Raw genomic sequence first — 20763 nt, forward strand, 5'->3', positions numbered from 1 at the left:
AACTTAAAAATATGCAAAATGCCGAAACGTTCATTAACGAGCGTTTCGGCATTTTGATGTAAATTATTTTCAATGTACTTGTTTATAAATCATTTAGGTTTAAATAACTATATAAACGGTTATTAGTAATTATATAATACTGGTTTCCAAATAGCAGCTAGTAGGATAAATCAATTGAAAGTTCATAAATTTACTGACGATTAGCGGTTATTACATAGTGCAAGGGGGAAATAAAATGCCAAATGAATCCACTCTAATTTTCAAGAATCCCTACCATTTATTATACCGCAATATAAACTTTGTTGTAGTATGGAAGTTTCCGTTTTTCCCCACAATGGAGAAATGGCATATGAATTAGTAAATAATGCGGATATCGTACTTTATGCTGTTAAAGAAAATGGGCGAAATGGCTATTCTTTTTTTCAGAAGGAAATGAAAGAAAGGTATATTTTAGAACAGAGGCATAAATAAAAAAAAAGGAATGAATTTTAATGATTCATTCCTTTTTTCCATTACTTTTACAGATTTTGCACCCACATCAACTAAAATATTTTTGCGTTCGTTTCTTTGTAAATTCCCATCAGATTAGCAAGAACTACATTTTGGGAATTTTACGTTAACGTGATACACTAAATAAAGTTTATCATCACAAATAATGGCTTGCTTAAAATCTACATCAACTTTTGAATCGCAAAGGTCTACAGGACATTCGTAATCATTTTCTGGAACATAGCAAAGTACTTGATCTACGAAACCTGTTCCTTGACCTGCTGCAGTTCTAAAGTCAAATCTTCTCTCACATTTGTTTAAAAAGACTTCTTCAAAATTGAACCAGTATCCGAACTTTCCAATAATGTGAACAGCGTTAACTTTTGTTTTCAAATGTTTTTGCTTACATCCGTAAATATCAATAGTTGCTTTTGTAAAACATGGTTTAATCACACAGTGAAGGTCTGAAAAATCTGCGACAGGGTTTACTCCATCAGAAACAGCTACTAAATTTAAAGGTGCTTCTTTAATAAAACATGTAGTGAATTCGCGCTTACATGGTTTATCACAAATTGAAGATTCACATTTTAGCGTGTTTGAGTACTTTTCCATCATCTCTTCTTTCGTATTAACGAAATTGATTTCTTTAACACCATATAATGCTTCAATTTGTTGTAATAAACTAGAATTATTCTCAAATTGTGCGACTTTATAATATTTATCTAACATTATTATTTCCCTCCTTTCCTTTAAAATGTACTACAGTTATAATCTATTCACTTTCAAGAAAAGGTTATGGTTAAATAACCTAGATTCTATTAATTTTTCAATTAACTATTTTTTATTCTTACCAGTACAGGAGCCGTACTAGATTGCTGTCACGAAAAGGGTCGTACAATTTGAGTGATAACCAGGAATGTTTGTATAATATGGATATTTGGTTAATTAAGTTAGCAAGTAGAAAATTTAGCGTGATTAATGATTTGGAAATACAATTTATTGTACTTTGTGCGATATTATTTCTCGGGAAATGATTGGTTTTTCAAAATACCCTAGTGAGTATATAAAGGGAATTGTAAATATATATATATGGCTGTCAAAAACAGAGTTATGAGAAAGGTGGGTGCAAAAAGCGATTATGGCAACTTATTGGACGATACAAGTAATGGAGAAATGGAAGGATGTACAAAATGTCGGTTATTTATCAGGAAGTGCCGAATATATTTGGGAAGAATTTGTGGAACCGTACGAATGGATGATGATGCAAATGAAAAATCGGCTCCCAAATTATGCGGGAGAATATCCGATATGGCTGTGGACAGAACGACCGGATCTTAGAAGGAGCGGTCATTTAGCAAAAGGTGAAAAAGGCGTCCTTTTAAAAGTAGAGCTTGATGAGAGGGATGTTTTACTAAGTGAGTTTCAAGCGTGGCATATTGTGTTTTATAACGCATACTTGGATTTAGATGTTAATGAGGATGATCATGATTATTCTTTAGATGAAATACATAAGAGCTGGGAACTAATTTTTGAGATTGAGATGCTAAAACGTTCTGAAGGATGGGGAGGAACGCTTCATTTACAAGGCGTAACCGGAAAAGTAATGGCTAACCAAATGAAACTTGTCAAAACATTTATTGCGCGGTAGAGGAAAAGAGCGACAACTAGAGAATGGATAACTAGTTTGATTGAGCCATTTTATAAGTGTGGCAAGCTATTTATTCGAGCGGTTTGTAGGAGGAGTAATGTTTGTCGGAAAATTGTTAATAACTTAAATAATGCGAATCTTATTCGTGTAGTATTACGTAATAATATTATATATCAAAGTTCAGTTAACTAAGAGGTGATAAATATGTATATAACTAGTAAGAGGATATTTGTTTCTATTATTCGAATTGGATAAGAAGAGTAAGACATAAATACAGATTTTAATAGGGTGTCTATTAATATGAAAGATATTCAAAAATTAAAGAGGAACTAATTTTTCATATTGGAAGTAGGGATGAAATTGAAACTTATTAAGTGGGTAATGTTTATATTGAGCATTATTGTGGTGATAGGCATTATTCTCGTTTATCAGTTCGGTCCAGTTGTGGGTGCACAATTCGGCAAACCAATTTATATTTTCCCGCCAAGCGCTGAGAGGTATGGGAAAGTAGCGATTGATATGATTGAATTTAATGGCTATTATGCAGTAGGTGAAAAGTGGGAAGAAACGAAAGAAAAACTTGAAAAGGAAATGGAAAAAGCCATTACTTATGAAGATGTATATCCTATCCTTGAAGAGGCTTTGCAAGAGGGGGGAGGAAAGCATTCCTTTTTACTGACGAAAGAAAATCGACAAACTCTGTCTATAAAAGACGAGATGCCTGTAGTAACGCGTGAAGGTGACATGCTTCTTATAGATTTACCAAAACATTCAGATGCTACTACAAACGGGAAACAATACGCTGAAACTGTCTTAAAAGAAATTCAAAAAAACACCGACATAAAAGGAGCGATTGTTGATCTTCGTGGAAATAGTGGAGGAGATATGGGACCAATGGTTACTGCCATTTCTCCATTTTTAAAAGATGGTGATCTTTTTTACTTTGAATTTTTAGAAGATAGTATGAGTGTTATATTAGAAGATGGGAAGTCAATAGGAGGAGGCACGCAGGTTACAACTGATATCGCACCATTTAAACTGGATGTGCCAGTAGCCGTTTTAATTGATAATCAAACAGCAAGTTCTGGGGAAGCAGTGTTAATGGCATTTATGGGACAACCACATATAAAAACATTTGGTCAACCCACAGCAGGATATGCTTCTGCAAATGTAACACTTCCTTTGTATGATGAAGCCGTGATTAATGTAACGGTTGCTTATAATAAAACGTTGGATGGGAAAATATTTTTTGACAATCCAGTCCAACCAGATGTTGAAACGGATGATCCACTAGAACATGCGAAAAAATGGTTAACAAAATAAATACTGAACAAGAGCACCTTCCTATTATGGTAGGTGCTCTTGTTCGTATTTAACACTAGGAATACAAATAAAATAATCCAATTTTCAAGCTAGGTTATTGTTAGTACGCACGAGCAAACCATACTGTATGCTTAGATTCTTTTCCACAATGAATGCAAGTTTGCTTTGTTTGTGGTGGATTGAATGGAATGTTTCGAGTTGTGAATTTTGTTTGTTCCTTTACTTGTGTTTCACAAGCATCGTCTCCGCACCAGCCTGCTAAAATCCAACCAGGAATTGTTGAATTTTGTTCGGATTGTACGAGATGTTGCTTTAATTGTGCGATTGTATCAATATAATGGTGTGAATGTTCTGCGCGGAATGCTTTTGCTTTTTCGAAAAGGCGCGTTTGCATTGTTACGAGTTCACTAATAATGCTTTCAACAATGGATTCTAAAGATACGGAAACTTTCGCATCTTCATCACGAGCCTTCATTAAAGCCTGGTTATTTTCTAAATCACGAGGACCGAGTTCAATACGTACTGGTACACCTTTCAATTCCCACTCATTAAACTTAAAGCCAGGTGATTGATCAGAATCATCAAGACGAACGCGGATACCTTTTGTTTTTAATGCTGCAAAGATTTCATCTAATTTTTCCATAATTATCGGGTTCTTTTTCCATGGGCCCGCTGGAATTAAAACAACTTGGGTCGGTGCAATTTTCGGTGGTAAAACGAGACCTTGTTGATCGCCATGTACCATGATGACAGAACCAATCAAACGTGTTGAAGTTCCCCAAGATGTGGTGTGCACATATTCATGCTTATTTTCTTTTGTTAAGTACTTAATATCAAATGCTTCCGCAAATTTTGTGCCTAAATAGTGTGAAGTACCTGCTTGTACGGCTTTTCCGTCCTTCATCATTGCTTCAATAGAGAAGGTATCGATTGCGCCAGCGAAACGTTCGGATGGTGTTTTTTGCCCGTCATATACTGGAATGGCGAGTAATCCCTCTACAACTTCCTTATAAATTGCTAACATTTGCATCGTTTCTTTCCGTGCATCCTCTTCATCCACATGAGCTGTATGACCTTCTTGCCATAAAAATTCAGAAGTTCGAATGAATGGCAGAGTTTTCTTTTCCCAGCGAAATACATTTGCCCATTGATTAATCAAGACAGGAAGATCTCGATAACTTTTAATCCAGTTTGAATATAAATGACCAATCATTGTTTCAGAAGTAGGGCGTAGTGCTAACCGTTCTTCTAATTTTTCTCCTGCAGCTTCCGTTACCCAAGGCAATTCTGGTGAAAAACCTTCAATATGGTCCTTTTCTTTTTGGAAGAAGGATTCTGGAATGAGCATTGGAAAGTATGCATTTCGGTGTCCGGTTTCTTTAAAACGTTTATCCATCTCTGCTTGTATATGCTCCCAAATTTCATAGCCATCTGGTTTAAATGCGATACAGCCGCGCACAGGAGTATAATCCATTAAATCAGCTTTTTGAATTGTTTCAATATACCATTTTGAAAAATCATTCGTTTTTTGAGTCATTTTGAATTCCTCCTAAGTAAGTGAAAAGATTGAAATAAAAAAAGCATAAAGAGTCCTTAAAAAAGGACGTCTTTATGCTGATAGACGTGGTACCACCTTAGTTCGACATTAATAAAAATTATTAAGTGCCCTCTATACGTTTGTAACGAAACGACCCAGTTAGTTTTTACGTAACATCTCCGTGGTAGGATTCAATAAGAAGGGGTGATATAACTTACAGCCAAGGTTATATTCTCTAGTTCACAATTCTTATTTACTTAATCACATCATTGATTCAATATTAAAAAATACTATATCATTTTTTTAATGTAATTCAATAGTTAGGTTTGAATATTTAGTAAATTGAAATCTGGGAGGACATGTAATTTAGTAGCGAATCATAGTCCACATACCGATATCCTCAAATCCTAAACGCTTATAAATTGCACCTGCAGCAGGGTTGTCATAAAAGAGGCAGAGCGATTTTCCTTCATCCAGCAGCTCACCACATATTTTTTGCATACATTTTGACGCATAGCCTTTTTTCTTATAGCCCTCACGTGTGGCAACACCGACAATCATAGCAGACATACGATTCTCTGCGGATGTAGAGGCGGAGGATACCATAATGCCATCTTCACGCATAATGTATGTGCGCCCAGTTTTGTTTTCTTCCGCACGTAGCTTGCTTTCGACAGTAGAAGGGCTCCCCGCAAATTCGGGAATAGAATGAATCAATGCGATGTTTTCCTCAATTGCATCTAATGTTAGAAGTTCCACATCGGTTATTTCAGCAGCAGGGTAAAGAGGCTGTAACATGGTGCATTTGGCGTAATACAGCTCTTTTTTACTCGTAAACGTTCTGTTAATTTTGGGCTCTAATTGGTCTATTAGGTGCTTTAAACCAGATAACTCTTTCGCCTCTTCATCCGAATTAAAAATGGATGCGAAACCATCTACATCAAAAGAGCACTGTCCATATGGAATATAATTGCTGTCATATTTGAGCAATACCGCAACTAGTGTACCCATTTCAAACTGTCCCCAAATTTTTTGAAATGGCTGATCGTAGCCATATGCCTCAATGTCCCCAATAATAAATAAATTTTCAGCAGGCTGCTGTTGGACGAGAGCCATACAAATTTCATTGTCTGCTTCTGTTAACAATCGAATCATAATATCCCCCCTCATGTAAAATTAATAGAATGATATGGTAAATGATGTAATTTGTCAATGGGTGTTTAATATAGGGTAAGTAAAAATAAGGTACCTAGTGCACAAATAATATAAAAACCGCTATAATATTTACCTATATGGTTTAATTTACTAAATGGAGGTATTTAAATGAAAAAATCAATATTGGTATCAGCAGTTTTAACAATTGGATTAACATATACACTTGTAACAGCTCCACAAGCAGTAGAGGCTGCAACAAAAGAAATTTCCTACAAAACATGTAAGGATTTAAATAATGTATATAAAAACGGAGTCACTAAAGCTAAAGGTACTAAAAACACAATTGTAAATAGAAAAACTAATAAGGCTGAGTATAAGAATTCTAATGCCATTGTAAGTGCTAGTTTGTATAAGCTAAATACAAAATTAGACAACGATAAAGATGGAATTGCATGTGAAAAATAAAATGACCAAGGTAAAAATAAAATACCCAGTGCAGAAAAAATTGTAGATGTAGACATGGATCAAAAATGCTGAAACGAAATGAGATGAGGGATTCCCCACCTCATTTCGTTTGAGTAGAGACGGCATATATAGGAAAAGTAATTAAATAAATGACTAGCGCTGAATAGTGGTATCTCAATGATTATTATAGCCTTTATTGGTTATTTAGTTCTGTTTTACGTAAACTTCCTGGTCTCGAGAATGTAAATCTGATTAAGAATAGTAAGGTTGAGGCATAAGGACTTCACTATGTTACGGGTGTACAAATTACTAGAAATATAAATTGACTTTTCCTAACTTTCGGCTTATTATTATCTGAAATTTCAAATTCATTTAAACGCTAAAATAGTGATATGAGGTTTGATGATCGATTTACAGAGAGGGAAGACATGGTGAAGCTACCTAATGCCGAATCAATTTTACTCATCTTGAGTAACGTATGGAAACATATGTCTTTTGTACTACGTTATAAGTACATTTGAGCAATTGGTTATTTACCGATAGAAATTTAGGTGGAACCACGGGTATACAAACACATACTCGTCCTTTTGTAGGCGAATATGTGTTTTTTATTTAAAAAATCAAAAAGAAGTGGTAGTATGTCAAATTTAGAAGTTATAATTCAAATTCCAAATGCAGAAAAGAAACATTATGCCAAAGATGTTATGTTAACCGATTTTGCGAAAGCGATTATTCCAATTGTAGAAAAAATCAATTGTAGGTAGTGTAAATACCATGTCAACTAATTTGGAACGACCAGTTCTCGTCGCTGCAGAAATTTTCCTTTATGTGAACACATGGTTCCTATCAAAAAGAAAGTGTCGTTACAACAATTTGGTGCTGGGCAGTTAAACAATTAATTGAAAGGGGATATAGACTAGATGATATCACAACAAATACTAACGACACTTGATGAGGTGCTTCATGATAAATGTTTGACGGCTAATATTCCTGGGATGGCGTTAATTATAGCAAAAAATGGACAGCCGATTTTTGAGAAATATTATGGTTACCGTGATGTAAATAAGGAATTACCTGTTACGAAAGACACGATTTTTGGCGTTGCTTCCATTACGAAATCATTAGCTGCTGTAGCTGTTTTGCAATTAGAGGATGCAGGAAAGCTCTCAGTGGAGGATCAAATGCTTCAATGGTTGCCTGAACTCCACCTACCAAATGAACAATATCGTGAAAAAGTGAAAATACATCATTTACTTTCGCATACTAGCGGTTTCCCAGGGATGAATATCGTAAACTGTGCAAGGGCAAATAGTATTTTGAGTGATCCACATGGAGAGTATTTATTTGATAGTTTGTCACTAGGCTCTAACTATAGAAAAATTAAAACGGTTGCAGAACTGATTGAGATCATGAACGAAACAGATTATGCATTACTTGGTCCCCCAGGTTCACTATTTAACTACTCAAATGAAGGCTATGCATTGCTGCAAGAAATCATCGAAAGAGCTAGTGGAGAAAACTTCATTACATATGTACAAAAAAATATATTCCAGCCGTTAGAAATGAATCGCTCCTTTTTCTTAACTTCTGACCTAAAGAGCTTTGAGAATGTTACGGAACTCTATGCGTATAGAAAAGAAGCAGATAACCTTTCAGTTTTCAACTCACCAGCTTGGTGGGATGTAGGGGATATTTATTCAAATGGCTCACTTAAAACATCTAGTTCTGATTTGATGAAGTATTTAGAAGTTTTTCGTCTTAATGGAATGGTAAACGGAAATATTATTCTCTCCAAAGAGGGTGTACAAAAGATGATTTCCATTCAAGCAACTATGCCAACGGGTGCTCATTACGGATATGGCTTACAAGTAGATTGTTTATCGGGAATACCCGTGTTTGGGCATGGTGGTAGCATTAAGGGGGTTTCTTCTCATATGAAAGTCGCGAAAGAACAGGGAATCACGGTATCGGTACTTACGAATATCGCTGAGGCGAATGCAGAAAAAATGGCGACTACATCATTAAATCACATACTGCAATTACCAGATGTTACGAGTATGGAATTTACAGAATACAAGCTTTCTGAGGAACAATTAAAAGAATTTAGTGGTATGTATCAATCAGATGAGGGACAAAAAGCCGAAATTTTATTATATGACAACCATATCCAGTTGAAGGTACAACAGAATCTAGTTCAAATGAAGGCTTATACGGTAGATGGTTTTATGACTTCAGGAGGTGAAAGAATAAAATTTATTATGGATGATCAAGGGAAAGTAAGCGGGTTATTTAAGGGCAGCCGTTTTATACCGAAGAGAAACTAAAAAAAGAGGTATTTTGGAAGGTTTGCTACCGAATACTTATTTAACGACACAAACAAGAGCACTTCCTAAAACAGGTAAGTGCTCTTGTTATATTTACATATTATTTTTTCAACATTTCCTCACCAAGCAAACGGTAAGCAGTTAATCTTTGGTCAATGGAATACAGATTGCAGTTAATCATGGCTTCATCAAAACCATATTGTTTTTGCTCTTCTAAAATTTGTGTTGCGACTTCTTTTGCTGTGCCAATGAGCATGAGCGGACGGTTTTTATCTAAAATCGCCTTGTCCATTTCTGTCAGTGGGTAGTCATTTGCTTCTTGTGGTGTAATCGTTGGGAGTAGGCGACCTTGCATTAAATTTAAGCGCATAATTTGCATCGGCATTGAATTATATTCGGCTTCTTCCGTTGTTTCGGCAACGCTTACGGCATACGTCGTGATAATTTGTGGCTTCTCCATAAAGTAAGAAGGCTGGAAAGAATGGCGGTACGCATCGAAAATAGCCTTTGACATTTGTCCGTTAAAAAATTGGGCAAACGAATAGCCGATTCCTGCTGTTCCTGCTTGTCTTGCACTTTGACCGCTTGAACCGAGTAGCCAAGCTTGTGGTAAAGTCACTTTAAACGGTGTGGCTACAACTTGATCGTAAATCGGTTCACCAGTACTTTTCTCATTCATCAAGTTTAAAATAATTTCTAGCTTATCATATTGTTCCGTCATTTCCGGTCTGCGTCCACTTGCGAGCGCGGTCATTGAAGGTCCATCGCCACCAGGAGCTCTTCCTGCACCGAAATCTATACGGTTTGGTGCTAATGCCGCTAATGTTTTAAATACTTCAGCTATTTTTAATGGGGAATAGTGCATCATCATTATCCCGCCCGTGCCTACGCGGATGCGTTCTGTTTTCGCCGCTATGTAAGCTGCCGTAATTTCAGGTGCAGAGCTTGCCAGTGACGTTGTATTATGATGTTCTGCAAGCCACATTCTCTCGTAGCCAATTGCATCTCCAAGCTGTGCAATTTTTACGCTATTTGCCAGTGCCTCTGTGGAAGTCATTCCCTTTGAAACTGGCACTTGGTCTAATATACTTAATTTCATGTTTACCGCCTCATTTCATACTCTTAAAATACCGAAACTTATGAAGGAAGTAAAATGATTGAACCAACATACCCCTCTCTAGGTTTGTAATAGGCCACTTTAGCTTAACCAAACAACCTTCAAATCTTTTCGTGAAAGCGAAATACGAATCATTAATAATATATACCAACTTAATCATATACTTTGAATTGAATCCGTACATATAGGGGGAGATAGTATAAGCACTAGTTATTATGATTTTCGCAATGGTAGGTCAAGAGACAATACTAAAAGGGGATGTATAAATGGTATGGGATTACGAATATGATGTTGTCGTCGTTGGCTCCGGTGCCTCGGGTTTTTCTGCAGCAATCACAGCGAAAAAAGAAGGGTTAAGAACGTTATTAATTGAAAAAGAAAAGTATTTTGGAGGAGCATCTGCTTTATCAGGTGGTGGTGTATGGATTCCGAATAATAAATATTTAGTTGATGCTGGTGTTGCTGATAGTTTTGAAGAGTCTAAATTATATTTAGATTCAACGGTTGGCGATTTAGTGAGTGATAAAAAGAAGGAAGTTTATTTGAAACAGGGAATTGAAATGTTGGATTATATGCATAATTTAGGCCCACATATGAGATTCTCCTATGCAAAAAATTACTCTGACTATTACCCAACACATCCAGGGGGCAAAGGAAAGGGCAGGTCGATCGAGCCCGAAGTGATTGATTTGAATAAATTACAAGATTGGAAGACGATGCTTCTTCCACCTACAATGGATACAAAAGGTTTCGTTATGACAGGACAAGATTTTGTAAAAGTGAATATGATTACTAGAACTTGGGCGGGGAAAAGAGCTTCCCTAACACTCGGTTGGCGATTAATTAAGCATAAAGTACTCAAAAAAGATTATGCCTCTTTAGGAAGAGCTTTAATAGCTCGAATGGCTTTAACTTACAAAAATCTAAACGGTGAAATTTGGCTTGAAGCACCATTTGTTGATTTTATTTATGAAAATGATAAAGTAACCGGCTTAATCGTAAATAATAAAGGCGAAAAAGTATCAATTAAAATTAATAAAGGCTTAATTTTTGGTTCAGGTGGATTTTCTAGAAATCAAGAAAAGAGAGAAAAATATCTTCCAAGCCCACAAGATGTAACTTGGACAAGTTCACCAAAAGGTCAAACAGGGGATATTATTGAACCATTTGCAAAACTCAATGCTCAGTTTGGTTTAATGGACAGAGTTTGGGGTGCACCTACTGTCATTAATCATTTAGGCATGCCGTTTTTCTTAGTGGCTGATCGAGGCATTCCAAATATGATTATCGTTGACCAAGACGGAAAAAGGTATATTAATGAACCGACACCTTACCATGAATTCGTTGATAAAATGTATGAACATAATGAAAAAACAGGTGGTAAAGCGATTACTTCCTGGATTATTTTAGATGCACGAGCTAAGAAAAGGTATATCTTTACCGGATTATTCCCAGGGCAGGATTTCCCTAAAGAATACTACGAAAATGGTATTGTTTTAACAGGAAATACAGTCGAAGAATTAGAGAACAAATTAAATATGCCAAAAGGAAATTTAGTAAATACAATGGATCGATTCAATGAATTTGCTCAAAATAGGAAGGATTTAGACTTCCATAGAGGAGAAACCGCGCATGATCAATATTACGGTGATCCTACGTTACCAAATCCAAATTTACTTGAAATCAATGCAGCTCCTTATTATGCAATGAAAGTTTATCCAGGCGATATCGGTACTAAGGGTGGAGTAGTGACGGATGAGTGGGCAAGGGTCGTAAAAGAAGACGGAACCGTATTTGATAATGTATACGCTTGTGGTAACTGTTCAGCATCGATCATGGGGCAATCTTATCCAGGACCAGGAGCAACATTAGGACCGGGTATGACTTTTGGTTACTTAGCCTCCATGCACTGTAAAGAGAAAATATAAAAGACTTTTCTTTAACCGCCTTTACCTATGATACGGTTTTCCGTGACGGGTATAAGTGCGGTTTTTTATTTTTCAATCCAATATCACCAAATAACGCTTATTTTAACTTAATTCAGCAGAAGTCCCCTACTTATATAAGTGGGAGATGAATGCCGAATATACAATTCTATTCAGTGGGGGGTTCAAACCCCGGCGGATGTCACAAAGTTTTTCGAGCAAGCTCGAAAAAAATCTGGACGCAATTACGCTGAGGCGTAATTGATTTAAATTTCAAGCACGTATCAAGTTTTCTCCTTTAATCTTAAACTTTTTTGCGCGGTCACACGTCTAACGATAAGAACATCAATTAAAAAGGAGCTTTAAACATGAAAAAAATATTCGCAGTTGCACTAAGTACTACTGTTTTCGCGACATCCATCATTCCCAGCATTGCTTCCGCTGAAAGTGATAATTATACCCCAATACATGAAAGTGAAACAGGGGATACATACAAATATGCAACACCTGTAGCTTTGTTCTCTCAAGTCACTGGCACAATCAATTCGAACAATACAGACGTAGATTATTATACGTTGCGGGTGACTGAAAAAACGGATATAGACATCACACTTTCCATGCTGGAAAAGGATATAACATCATCATTAAGGCTAGAGCTTTATAATGATCAACTAGAGATGATGGGCCAAGCGAACTACGCCTATGAATTGGAATTTTATGGCACATCAAAGATCCAAACATTTCTTGAGAAAGGTACTTATTTTATAAAAATATACGCAGACGCCAATCCAGCAATTGTCGATAATCCGTATTCAATAACTATCGACAACAGTAATTCACCACCTTTCACGGAAGGTTCGACAAAAGTAAAGTTATTGCCAATCAGTTCAATTCGTTTGAGTGATCAAGCAATCACAGACTATGTCATAAAAAATGATAGTACACTTAAGCAAAATTATGAGTGGTTTCAGAAGTGGGTGAAGGTGAATAACAGTGATATTACTAAATATAACGATCCACAGATGAAGTACCAATACCATCTCGCACAAGTCAATGCTATCAATGCATGGAAAGAAACAACTGGTGAACAGAACATTATCGTCGCGATTATAGATCAAGGAATTGATATTAAAAATTTTGATCTGAAAGCTGCAACAATGGACACTGTCAATATGTTAGGTGATTCAGATTCAGTTCCAATGGATCACGGGACGCATACTTCGGGTATTATTGTTGGTCAACAAAACAATCGTGTTGGAATTAGTGGGATTGCTCCAGGTGTCACATTAATGCCTATAAATGCTTGGGATGAGACAGGCAGTGATAGAACGGAAGAGAGTACTGCTAAGGCAATTCGATATGCAGTCGACCATGGGGCAAGAATCATTTCTATGAGTATTTTGAGCAACGGATTTGCCGAAGATAACAATGGAGATTCTCAGATTATTAGAGAAGCAGTAAAGTATGCCTTTGACAATAACGTCGTCCTTATTGCAGCGGCAGGAAACTCCGAGGAGGAAATTCCAAATTATCCAGCGAATTATCCGGAAGTCATAGCCGTTGGTGCGGTAGATGGTGATGATGAATTATGGGAATACTCAAGTAAAAAATCGGATATCGTTGCACCTGGATATGAAGTGTTCTCAACCGGAATTGACGGAAGAAATTTGAGCATATCAGGTACATCGATGGCAACACCGATCGTGGCAGGAGCAGCAGCTCTTATATTGTCCAAAAATCCTGAGTTGACAAATACGGAAGTTTATGAATTGCTATATGCTTCTGCAGTTGATCTTGGCGACAAAGGAGTAGACACTACATTTGGCAATGGTCGACTTGATATTGCGAAGGCACTCCAATTGACACCTGAACCAAAAGTCAAGGTCGATCGATTTAAAGGGGTATCGGGAAAATGGTATAAAGATGTAGTTTCTTCGTTTTATGAGAACAGATTCATCAATGATGAAATACTTTCAAGTCATCCATTTGATCAACCGATTACAAAAAAACAATTCATAGATCTCGCTACAAAAGCAGGTATCATTATGGATGAGGCAGCTATGACTAAGGACAAACTATTGCGCGGAGAAGCCTTTGAAATGCTATTTGAAGGGTATACAGCGCTTTACGGGGAACGGGATGTCGTTGAAAATAATGCACTGAAAACGTTAGTCCATCTTAAAATTGTTAATGGTAGAACAAGTAAAGATGGCAAAGTCAGTTACGATTTAGAGAAGCAATTAAGTTATGCTGAGGCGATGCAACTCCTATATAATTTTGAGCAATCTAAAAGAGCTAATCGCTGAGAAGTATTAGTTGCATGACATCTTGACAGACAAGCAAACAGAAAGCAGAGGGCGTTTGTGAGACACATGGAAAATGTATAGTTAAATAACGTATACGAGACCACCTGCCGCGCCAGGTGGTCTTTCCTATTGTGCGGGCCCACCTTTCTGAGGCCAGTATGTTCTTGATACAGAAAATCCCTTCAACTTTTAGGTGCACTTTATTGAAATAAGTCTAAGTGAGGTTTTTAAATCTTCAATCCAATTCGTCAAAATTTGATTGTCCATCCATTAATTAAGATGGTTAATCATTTTAAACTATTTTTTTTTAAAAGTCATGTACATATTGAAAAAATGCGCATATATTTTCCTTAAAGAAACTTTTATTCCCTAACGAAAGTTTAAAATAGGAGATGGTCTCATGAAAGAAAGAGAGGAAAGACGCGGAAATGCAGAGTATAAAGAATTTAGGGAGGCAACATCTTCTCCAAATCGGCTGAAAAGATTTTGGATTTTTCTCGGACCCGCTTTTATAGCAGGTGTCGCTTATATTGACCCTGGAAATTTTGCAACAAATATTAGTGCTGGATCCGATTATGGCTATTTACTTCTTTGGGTAGTTCTTGTTTCAAATTTAATGGCGATCCTCATTCAAACTTTATCTGCAAAATTAGGCATTGCTACAGGTAAGAACCTACCTGAAGTATCAAAAGAAAACATGCCTAAGCCTGTATCAATTGCCATGTGGATTCAAGGGGAACTGATTGTAATTGCTACGGATCTTGCCGAATTTATTGGTGCAGCATTAGGCTTGTATTTGTTGTTTGGGATACCGCTATTCACGGCTGCAATTATATCTGCAATTGGATCTTTCGTTATTCTAGAATTACAACGTCATGGTGTTAGAGCACTTGAAGCTGGAATAACTGGGATGGTGTTTATCGTTGTTATCTCATTTGTTTTACAAGTATTCTTTTCCCAACCAGATGCTAATGCGGTTTTACATGGCCTTTTTACACCTCAATTTGATGGTGTAGACAGTGTGATGTTAGCGGCTGGTATATTAGGGGCGACAGTTATGCCACACGCAATTTATCTACACTCGTCATTGACACAAAAAAGAATTATTGGGCGTAATGAGTCTGAGAAAAAAAGAATCTTTCGTTTTGAATTTATCGATATTTTAATCGCAATGGTTATTGCCGGTACGGTGAATGCATGTATGCTCATCGTTGCTGCAGCATTATTTTTTCACAATGGGCTCAGTGTACAAAGTCTAGACGCGGCCTTTACGTATTTAGGTGAGCTCATTGGACCATTTTCTGCGATATTATTTGGAGTGGCTTTACTATTTTCTGGTATCGCAAGTTCTACGGTTGGTACGATGGCTGGAGATGTTATTATGCAAGGGTATATCAATCGTCGAATTCCAATCTACTTAAGACGAACAATCACCGTAATTCCGCCACTTATTGTGATTGGTATTGGAGTGGATTCAACACTAGCATTAGTCATTAGCCAAATTATTTTGTCTTTTGGTATTCCTTTTGCCTTAATTCCCTTAATTATTTTTACAAGCAAAAAGAAAATAATGGGCAGTCTGGTCAATCATAAGATTACTACATTCGTTGCCTGGCTCATTGCATTGGTCATCATTGCACTAAACATCTTTCTATTAGCCCAAACAATCCTTACTTTTATTTAATAGTAAAAAAAGAATGTCCACTGCACTCTGAAAGATTAAAGCCAAGTAATTGTATAGGATGTTTTATTACATCATAGCTTGTTTATAATGTTACACAATTTATTGAAATGCACATTACTAAAAGTAAATTTTAGTAATGTGCATTTTTTTGGCTAACAAACTTAATATAACAAGTTGAAATTTTTTTCGTAGATTGATTGTCCACATGTTGACTATTATGGTGAAAGTAGGTAAGATTAAAAAAGTCAACATGTTGAGTAATTATACTTAGAGGGGGAGGAAATATGGAAGATAAAGATACCAAGCTGGCAAACACCATATTGGATATTGTCCGTGTAGCTAACATTTTGGAAAGACTAGGTGGCAAGTATGCGCAGGAAGCAGATTTAAACAGTGTACAGCAATACATGATTTTGTCACTGTTAAACGCTACACCTAATTTAACTATGGGGGATCTCCAGCAAAATACTTTAGTGACAAAACAAGCAATCACAGGTGTTGTGGATCGGCTAAAAAAAGGAGGCTATTTAGATTTATACAAGGATTCAAAGGATCGTAGAATTACCCGCGTCCTTATGACTGAGAAAGGTAAGAATGCATTAGAAGCTACACGTCCAAAGAGAATTGCTGGGAATCAGGAAGCCTTTTCTATTTTAAGCGAGGAAGAAATTTCCCAATTATCAGGGATTTTTTCTAAGCTAATTTTACATTTAAAAAATATAGAAAACATTTGAACAGGAGGATGTCATTCATGAGTAATCAATTAAAACGATTAAATTATTCTATTTGTTTTATTCTCATATTCGCTACTATGAATACGACAATGATGAATGTTGCATTGCCGAAATTTGCCGAACAATTTTTTTTAACCCCTACTGAAGTGAGCTGGGTTACTTCAATATTTAGTTTGACGTTTGGTATCGGTGCCGTTATTTTTGGGAAATTGGCTGATATCTATCCGATTCGACGTTTACTTGTTATAGGTCTCATCATTTTCATGATCGGTTCACTGATTGGATTTTTCAGCATTAACTTTGGGTGGGTTATCGTCGCACGAATAATCCAAGGATTTGGTGCAGCAGCGCTCCCATCATTAAGTATGGTTATGGGGCCTCGATTTTATCCACCAGAATACCGTGGTAAAATGCTCGCAATGGTCTTTTCAATTGTTGCACTAGGGGCTGCAGTTGGTCCTATTTTGGGTGGTTTTTTAACAGATTGGTTTGGTTGGAAATCATTATTCGTAATTAATTTCTTAAGTTTATTAGGACTGCCTATTTTCCTTAAATACGTACCTAAAGAAGAAACAAAAACTGGGACTTTCGATATTCTCGGTGCGATTATTTTTATGCTTGCGATCACGGCAATTTTAATGGGAATCAACGTTTCTAGTTGGTTACTTCTGGTGGCAGCTGTTCTTTTATTTATTTTCTACTTGCAAAGTAAGCGAACTGCCGATCCATTTGTCGAGATTCAAATTTTTAAAAACCGCTCGTTCAGCTTAGTACTTTTAATGAGTTTTTTAAATACGATCACCTATATGGGAACGCTATTTATCCTTCCGCTAATGCTTTCAAAAGCGAACGGTTTATCTACTAATTGGATTGGGCTTGTTTTATTCCCGGGTGCGCTTCTTACGGCTATATTAGGCTCACAAGTTGGCCGTTTAATTCAAATAAAAGGTAGCCAATTTGTCAATCAATGTAGTTTTGTTTTGATGGCTATCGCTTGTTTAGGACTTTCTACACTTGTTGGCTTTTCTCCGATTTGGATTTCATTAATGGCCATTTTCGTATTTTTAGGGTTTACAGCGAATCAAACAGCATTTTCTAATTATATATCACAAATTTTACCACCAGAGAAAATAGGAATTGGCCTGGGCTTATTCTCATTAATGACATTCTTAGCTTCCGCTATCGGGATTTCATTATACGGTCGTTTCCTTGATTTAAAAATTGGGCATTGGAATATATTGAACATCTCTCCTTATAGCTCTTATAGCAACGCACTACTTCTGGCAGCCATTGTTATTGTGTTAGCGATAATTGTCCTTACTTTGGAAAAGACAGTGAAGAAGCGAGAAGTTTTGAAATCTCCTTAAATGATGGGTAATACGATAACTTTGTAATGTGTACCCCTTGTAAGGGAATTTAAAAAAAAGCTTGGATACTTGAAGGTGGTGTCTGTATTTTACAGGCGTCATCTTTTTTAGGTTCCATTGACTACGCTAATGGAAGTGGTTGTGACATAAACCATATAATCGCTTCTTAACTAACTTCTGAAACTTTATTAATCATCGATATTGACATGATGAAGTTTTCCATTTGAATCCTTTTACTTCGGTTCTTTAAAATCCTATAACCTTTTTTACTTATGATATGGTTCGGCGTAAGTGGTTTAAGGGCTTTTTTTCTCGGGATTAATTATATTCTCATATTTTAATATGCAGCACAATATAAGATGCATTATACTTAAAAGGAAAAAATAGGTTATATCAAGCGTTACTTTAATCCGTGGAGATTTTCTCCATCTCACACTAATTATTAGTATATATCTATCGGCTTTTACGTGCAGTTAATTGGTGAGAAAGTTGATATAGGGGGGAGAAAGTTGAATCCAGCTGAAAATATTTATTTTTTCCTACTTGGTTTTGGGGTATTGTTTGCGATCATTGTAATCTGTTTCATATTCCAAAAACGAAAAAAGATGGCGATTGTTATTTCAATTGCATTCGTAATTGGTTTTGCTGGCTACTATTGCTACTATCCTACAATAAAAATGAACACGCATGCAGAGCGCTTTCAACAAATTCAAGCTTATTTGGAGGAAACATATCCCGATAAACAGTTCGCTATTTCTCCACAACATTATGAACCAGGATATATAGTCGGTGAATTCGAAATTAATGATATGAAAACACCTTCAATGGGCGTGACATTACGTGTTAATAAAGATGGAAATGTATCTCAAATTGCCACTTTGTCAAATACAGAATATCCAACGCAGCAAGAGCTATGGCGGGAAATTGAATTCTATTATGGAGAAACCTATTCATTAGATAAAGAAATGGTAGAATTAACCAATAAAGATTACTGGATTGATGGTGAACTGACGGCATTTGCTCTAACGATTAATGATGTACCTTCAATTGCCATCTTTAATTATTCAACTGCGGGGTACAGCTTATTAGAATTAAAAGAGGGCGAACGTGGGAAATTTGTTGCTGCTGAGTTGGATGGTTATCTATTCATATATATTGATGACAACTATGAAGGGGAACTGGTAACGATTCATACGGGAGCGGGCAATCAATATACTCTAAATGCTCTTGAGCAAAAAGGGAAATTAATCGTTAAAAAATAACATTGTGATTCATAGAAATAAAAAGCCTATCTAAGATTTTTATTGATCTTGGATAGGCTTGTTTTATAGCGGCAAACCTTGCCAGTCAAATTTTAATACAATTAGCGCGTTTCAAAATCTATGATATGCACTAGAAGATGTATCTTTGTTAGGTGTGTAGCTGAAACACTCACTGACCTAAGATATATGTCTTGAGTAGTGCAAGACGTTCACGTAGTCTCATTTTTGCCTCGACAATTTTCGGGGTAGGGGCAGCGACGACATCTGCTTGAAAACCAATTTTCTCGGCTAAATAGTTTGCTCGTGTTAAGTGAAAATCATTCGATATAATCGTAATATTCGTCACATCTTCAGGTAATAACTGTTTGGAATAAAGTAAATTTTCGTATGTAGACGTTGCTACCTCTTCCACAAGTATTCGCTCGGGTGTGATGCCTTCTGCGAGTAAATAGTCCTTCATTACCGATGCCTCAGTTCGGTCCTCATCCGCACCTTGTCCGCCAGATACAACTGCGATGACATGAGGATATTTATGTAAATAATCTGTAGCGACTTGCAAACGGTTCGCTAATGCTAATGAAGGCACACCGCCTGGATTGACTTTAGCACCTAAAATAATGGCGTATTCATTTTCGCCAGTTGCTTTTTTCTCAACACCACGATCCATTTCATTTCCTAACCAAACGTATAAAAGGCCACCACTTATTAAGGTTAAACCAAAAGCGGCGAACAACCATTTCTTCATGGACAATCACTCCTTCAATTGTATTACGAAATATGGGGAGATAAAGTTTCTAATTTAAGAAAAGTTGTGAAATGATTTTTAAATACGGGATTTCGTTTTAACTCGCCATAATTCCTCTTCAAGAAACAGCAAAACCGCTTACTTATGTTAGTAAACGGTATCTATGGAAAGGTTATTATTATTGAGAACATTTGCTAATTTGTAATTTAATCGATCACATTACTTTCATAGCGTTTTTTCGCCGTATATTCAATTTCAAAGGTAGCATCAAAATTGAATGCTTAAGGCATTTGCTTTCCGTATGCTTCAAGACGTTCAACCTTACCTTTTTCGGCAAATAGTTTATTGTATGAATATGTTAATTTGTATGTTTGATATGTATCCAAATCGATATGCTGTAATGAACCTTCGTTAAGCATTAATTTTCGGTCATTATACAAAATATAGTGTTGTTCATTCTTTGTAACAATTTGCTCAGGTTGTAAATCGACTGTTACAGAAACGGTTACATTCGTAAACAATATTCCGAATCCAATGACCCCGATTAGAAGTAATGCGATAAATATCGTTTTAAAAGCCTGTAATTGCGTCATATAATCCCTCCTTTGATAATGCGCCAATTAAATGTAACGGATCCAAAAACTGTATGAAAGGCAACTTTTATATTCAGTTTATTATAATA

General features: G+C 36.2%; 18 protein-coding genes and 1 other annotated feature. Of the genes, 12 read left to right on the top strand and 6 right to left on the bottom strand.

All coding sequences use genetic code 11. The annotated features are described in order from the left end of the window. Window positions 1–342: 342 nt before the first annotated feature. Complete coding sequence (locus ACQKIH_RS07110; protein WP_427764495.1) at window positions 343–471, top strand: hypothetical protein; 129 nt, start codon at window positions 343–345, stop codon at window positions 469–471. Between the two features lie 114 nt (window positions 472–585). Here ACQKIH_RS07110 and ACQKIH_RS07115 read toward each other — a convergent pair whose 3' ends face one another. Beyond that, window positions 586–1218: a hypothetical protein gene (locus tag ACQKIH_RS07115; RefSeq protein ID WP_427764498.1), complete on the bottom strand. Its 633-nt coding sequence runs from the start codon at window positions 1216–1218 to the stop codon at window positions 586–588. Between the two features lie 394 nt (window positions 1219–1612). Between ACQKIH_RS07115 and ACQKIH_RS07120 the strand changes: the two genes are divergently transcribed. Further along, on the top strand, window positions 1613–2137 hold the full coding sequence (locus ACQKIH_RS07120; protein ID WP_427764501.1) for a DUF3841 domain-containing protein: 525 nt from the start codon (window positions 1613–1615) through the stop codon (window positions 2135–2137). 360 nt (window positions 2138–2497) lie between these two features. Beyond that, window positions 2498–3460, top strand: a complete 963-nt coding sequence (locus ACQKIH_RS07125) for a S41 family peptidase (RefSeq protein ID WP_427764503.1) — start codon at window positions 2498–2500, stop codon at window positions 3458–3460. A 100-nt stretch (window positions 3461–3560) separates the two neighbouring features. Here the strand turns inward: ACQKIH_RS07125 and proS are convergent, their stop codons facing one another. Next, complete coding sequence (gene proS / locus ACQKIH_RS07130) at window positions 3561–4997, bottom strand: proline--tRNA ligase (protein WP_427764506.1); 1437 nt, start codon at window positions 4995–4997, stop codon at window positions 3561–3563. Window positions 4998–5056: 59 nt separating this feature from the next. Further along, window positions 5057–5276: a binding site (T-box leader), on the bottom strand. Window positions 5277–5363: 87 nt separating this feature from the next. Continuing rightward, window positions 5364–6152: a GNAT family N-acetyltransferase gene (locus tag ACQKIH_RS07135; protein ID WP_427764508.1), complete on the bottom strand. Its 789-nt coding sequence runs from the start codon at window positions 6150–6152 to the stop codon at window positions 5364–5366. A gap of 168 nt (window positions 6153–6320) precedes the next feature. On the opposite strand from ACQKIH_RS07135, the gene ACQKIH_RS07140 reads away from it, so the two are divergent. From ACQKIH_RS07140 to ACQKIH_RS07150, 3 genes are all read left to right on the top strand, one after another. Next, window positions 6321–6617, top strand: coding sequence for an excalibur calcium-binding domain-containing protein (locus ACQKIH_RS07140; protein ID WP_427764510.1), 297 nt, complete (start codon window positions 6321–6323; stop codon window positions 6615–6617). A gap of 638 nt (window positions 6618–7255) precedes the next feature. Further along, complete coding sequence (locus tag ACQKIH_RS07145) at window positions 7256–7381, top strand: hypothetical protein (RefSeq protein WP_427764513.1); 126 nt, start codon at window positions 7256–7258, stop codon at window positions 7379–7381. Between the two features lie 156 nt (window positions 7382–7537). Next, entirely contained in the window at window positions 7538–8941 is a 1404-nt protein-coding gene (locus ACQKIH_RS07150; protein ID WP_427764515.1) for a serine hydrolase domain-containing protein, read from the top strand. Between the two features lie 100 nt (window positions 8942–9041). Here the strand turns inward: ACQKIH_RS07150 and ACQKIH_RS07155 are convergent, their stop codons facing one another. Further along, window positions 9042–10040, bottom strand: a complete 999-nt coding sequence (locus tag ACQKIH_RS07155) for an LLM class flavin-dependent oxidoreductase (protein ID WP_427764518.1) — start codon at window positions 10038–10040, stop codon at window positions 9042–9044. A gap of 284 nt (window positions 10041–10324) precedes the next feature. Between ACQKIH_RS07155 and ACQKIH_RS07160 the strand changes: the two genes are divergently transcribed. From ACQKIH_RS07160 to ACQKIH_RS07185, 6 genes are all read left to right on the top strand, one after another. Further along, window positions 10325–11986 carry an FAD-dependent oxidoreductase gene (locus ACQKIH_RS07160; RefSeq protein ID WP_427764521.1) on the top strand — a complete coding sequence of 554 codons (1662 nt, stop codon included), beginning with the start codon at window positions 10325–10327 and terminating at the stop codon, window positions 11984–11986. Between the two features lie 512 nt (window positions 11987–12498). After that, window positions 12499–14289: a S8 family peptidase gene (locus ACQKIH_RS07165; protein WP_427764523.1), complete on the top strand. Its 1791-nt coding sequence runs from the start codon at window positions 12499–12501 to the stop codon at window positions 14287–14289. Between the two features lie 400 nt (window positions 14290–14689). After that, the gene (locus ACQKIH_RS07170; protein ID WP_427764525.1) at window positions 14690–15973 is read left to right on the top strand and encodes an Nramp family divalent metal transporter; all 1284 of its coding nucleotides are present in this window, start codon (window positions 14690–14692) and stop codon (window positions 15971–15973) included. Between the two features lie 284 nt (window positions 15974–16257). Then, entirely contained in the window at window positions 16258–16707 is a 450-nt protein-coding gene (locus tag ACQKIH_RS07175) for a MarR family winged helix-turn-helix transcriptional regulator (RefSeq protein WP_427764528.1), read from the top strand. Window positions 16708–16724: 17 nt separating this feature from the next. Beyond that, entirely contained in the window at window positions 16725–18074 is a 1350-nt protein-coding gene (locus tag ACQKIH_RS07180; protein ID WP_427764530.1) for an MFS transporter, read from the top strand. Window positions 18075–18583: 509 nt separating this feature from the next. Further along, window positions 18584–19336 carry a hypothetical protein gene (locus ACQKIH_RS07185; RefSeq protein ID WP_427764532.1) on the top strand — a complete coding sequence of 251 codons (753 nt, stop codon included), beginning with the start codon at window positions 18584–18586 and terminating at the stop codon, window positions 19334–19336. Window positions 19337–19505: 169 nt separating this feature from the next. Here ACQKIH_RS07185 and ACQKIH_RS07190 read toward each other — a convergent pair whose 3' ends face one another. Together ACQKIH_RS07190 and ACQKIH_RS07195 are read right to left on the bottom strand one after the other, a co-directional pair. Further along, window positions 19506–20081: a YdcF family protein gene (locus tag ACQKIH_RS07190; protein ID WP_427764534.1), complete on the bottom strand. Its 576-nt coding sequence runs from the start codon at window positions 20079–20081 to the stop codon at window positions 19506–19508. A gap of 281 nt (window positions 20082–20362) precedes the next feature. Next, window positions 20363–20674 carry a hypothetical protein gene (locus ACQKIH_RS07195; protein WP_427764537.1) on the bottom strand — a complete coding sequence of 104 codons (312 nt, stop codon included), beginning with the start codon at window positions 20672–20674 and terminating at the stop codon, window positions 20363–20365. Between the last annotated feature and the right edge of the window lie 89 nt (window positions 20675–20763).

It is taken from the genome of Solibacillus cecembensis, from assembly GCF_050272495.1.
In the GTDB taxonomy this organism is placed as follows: Bacteria; Bacillota; Bacilli; order Bacillales_A; family Planococcaceae; genus Solibacillus; species Solibacillus cecembensis.

Bases quoted from the DNA above. Each gene is read 5' to 3' on its own strand.
- ACQKIH_RS07110 (WP_427764495.1), top strand. From the start codon at position 343: ATGGCATATGAATTAGTAAATAATGCGGATATCGTACTTTATGCTGTT.
- ACQKIH_RS07115 (WP_427764498.1), bottom strand. From the start codon at position 1,218: ATGTTAGATAAATATTATAAAGTCGCACAATTTGAGAATAATTCTAGT.
- proS (WP_427764506.1), bottom strand. From the start codon at position 4,997: ATGACTCAAAAAACGAATGATTTTTCAAAATGGTATATTGAAACAATT.
- ACQKIH_RS07135 (WP_427764508.1), bottom strand. From the start codon at position 6,152: ATGATTCGATTGTTAACAGAAGCAGACAATGAAATTTGTATGGCTCTC.
- ACQKIH_RS07140 (WP_427764510.1), top strand. From the start codon at position 6,321: ATGAAAAAATCAATATTGGTATCAGCAGTTTTAACAATTGGATTAACA.
- ACQKIH_RS07145 (WP_427764513.1), top strand. From the start codon at position 7,256: ATGTCAAATTTAGAAGTTATAATTCAAATTCCAAATGCAGAAAAGAAA.
- ACQKIH_RS07150 (WP_427764515.1), top strand. From the start codon at position 7,538: ATGATATCACAACAAATACTAACGACACTTGATGAGGTGCTTCATGAT.
- ACQKIH_RS07155 (WP_427764518.1), bottom strand. From the start codon at position 10,040: ATGAAATTAAGTATATTAGACCAAGTGCCAGTTTCAAAGGGAATGACT.
- ACQKIH_RS07160 (WP_427764521.1), top strand. From the start codon at position 10,325: ATGGTATGGGATTACGAATATGATGTTGTCGTCGTTGGCTCCGGTGCC.
- ACQKIH_RS07170 (WP_427764525.1), top strand. From the start codon at position 14,690: ATGAAAGAAAGAGAGGAAAGACGCGGAAATGCAGAGTATAAAGAATTT.
- ACQKIH_RS07175 (WP_427764528.1), top strand. From the start codon at position 16,258: ATGGAAGATAAAGATACCAAGCTGGCAAACACCATATTGGATATTGTC.
- ACQKIH_RS07180 (WP_427764530.1), top strand. From the start codon at position 16,725: ATGAGTAATCAATTAAAACGATTAAATTATTCTATTTGTTTTATTCTC.
- ACQKIH_RS07190 (WP_427764534.1), bottom strand. From the start codon at position 20,081: ATGAAGAAATGGTTGTTCGCCGCTTTTGGTTTAACCTTAATAAGTGGT.
- ACQKIH_RS07195 (WP_427764537.1), bottom strand. From the start codon at position 20,674: ATGACGCAATTACAGGCTTTTAAAACGATATTTATCGCATTACTTCTA.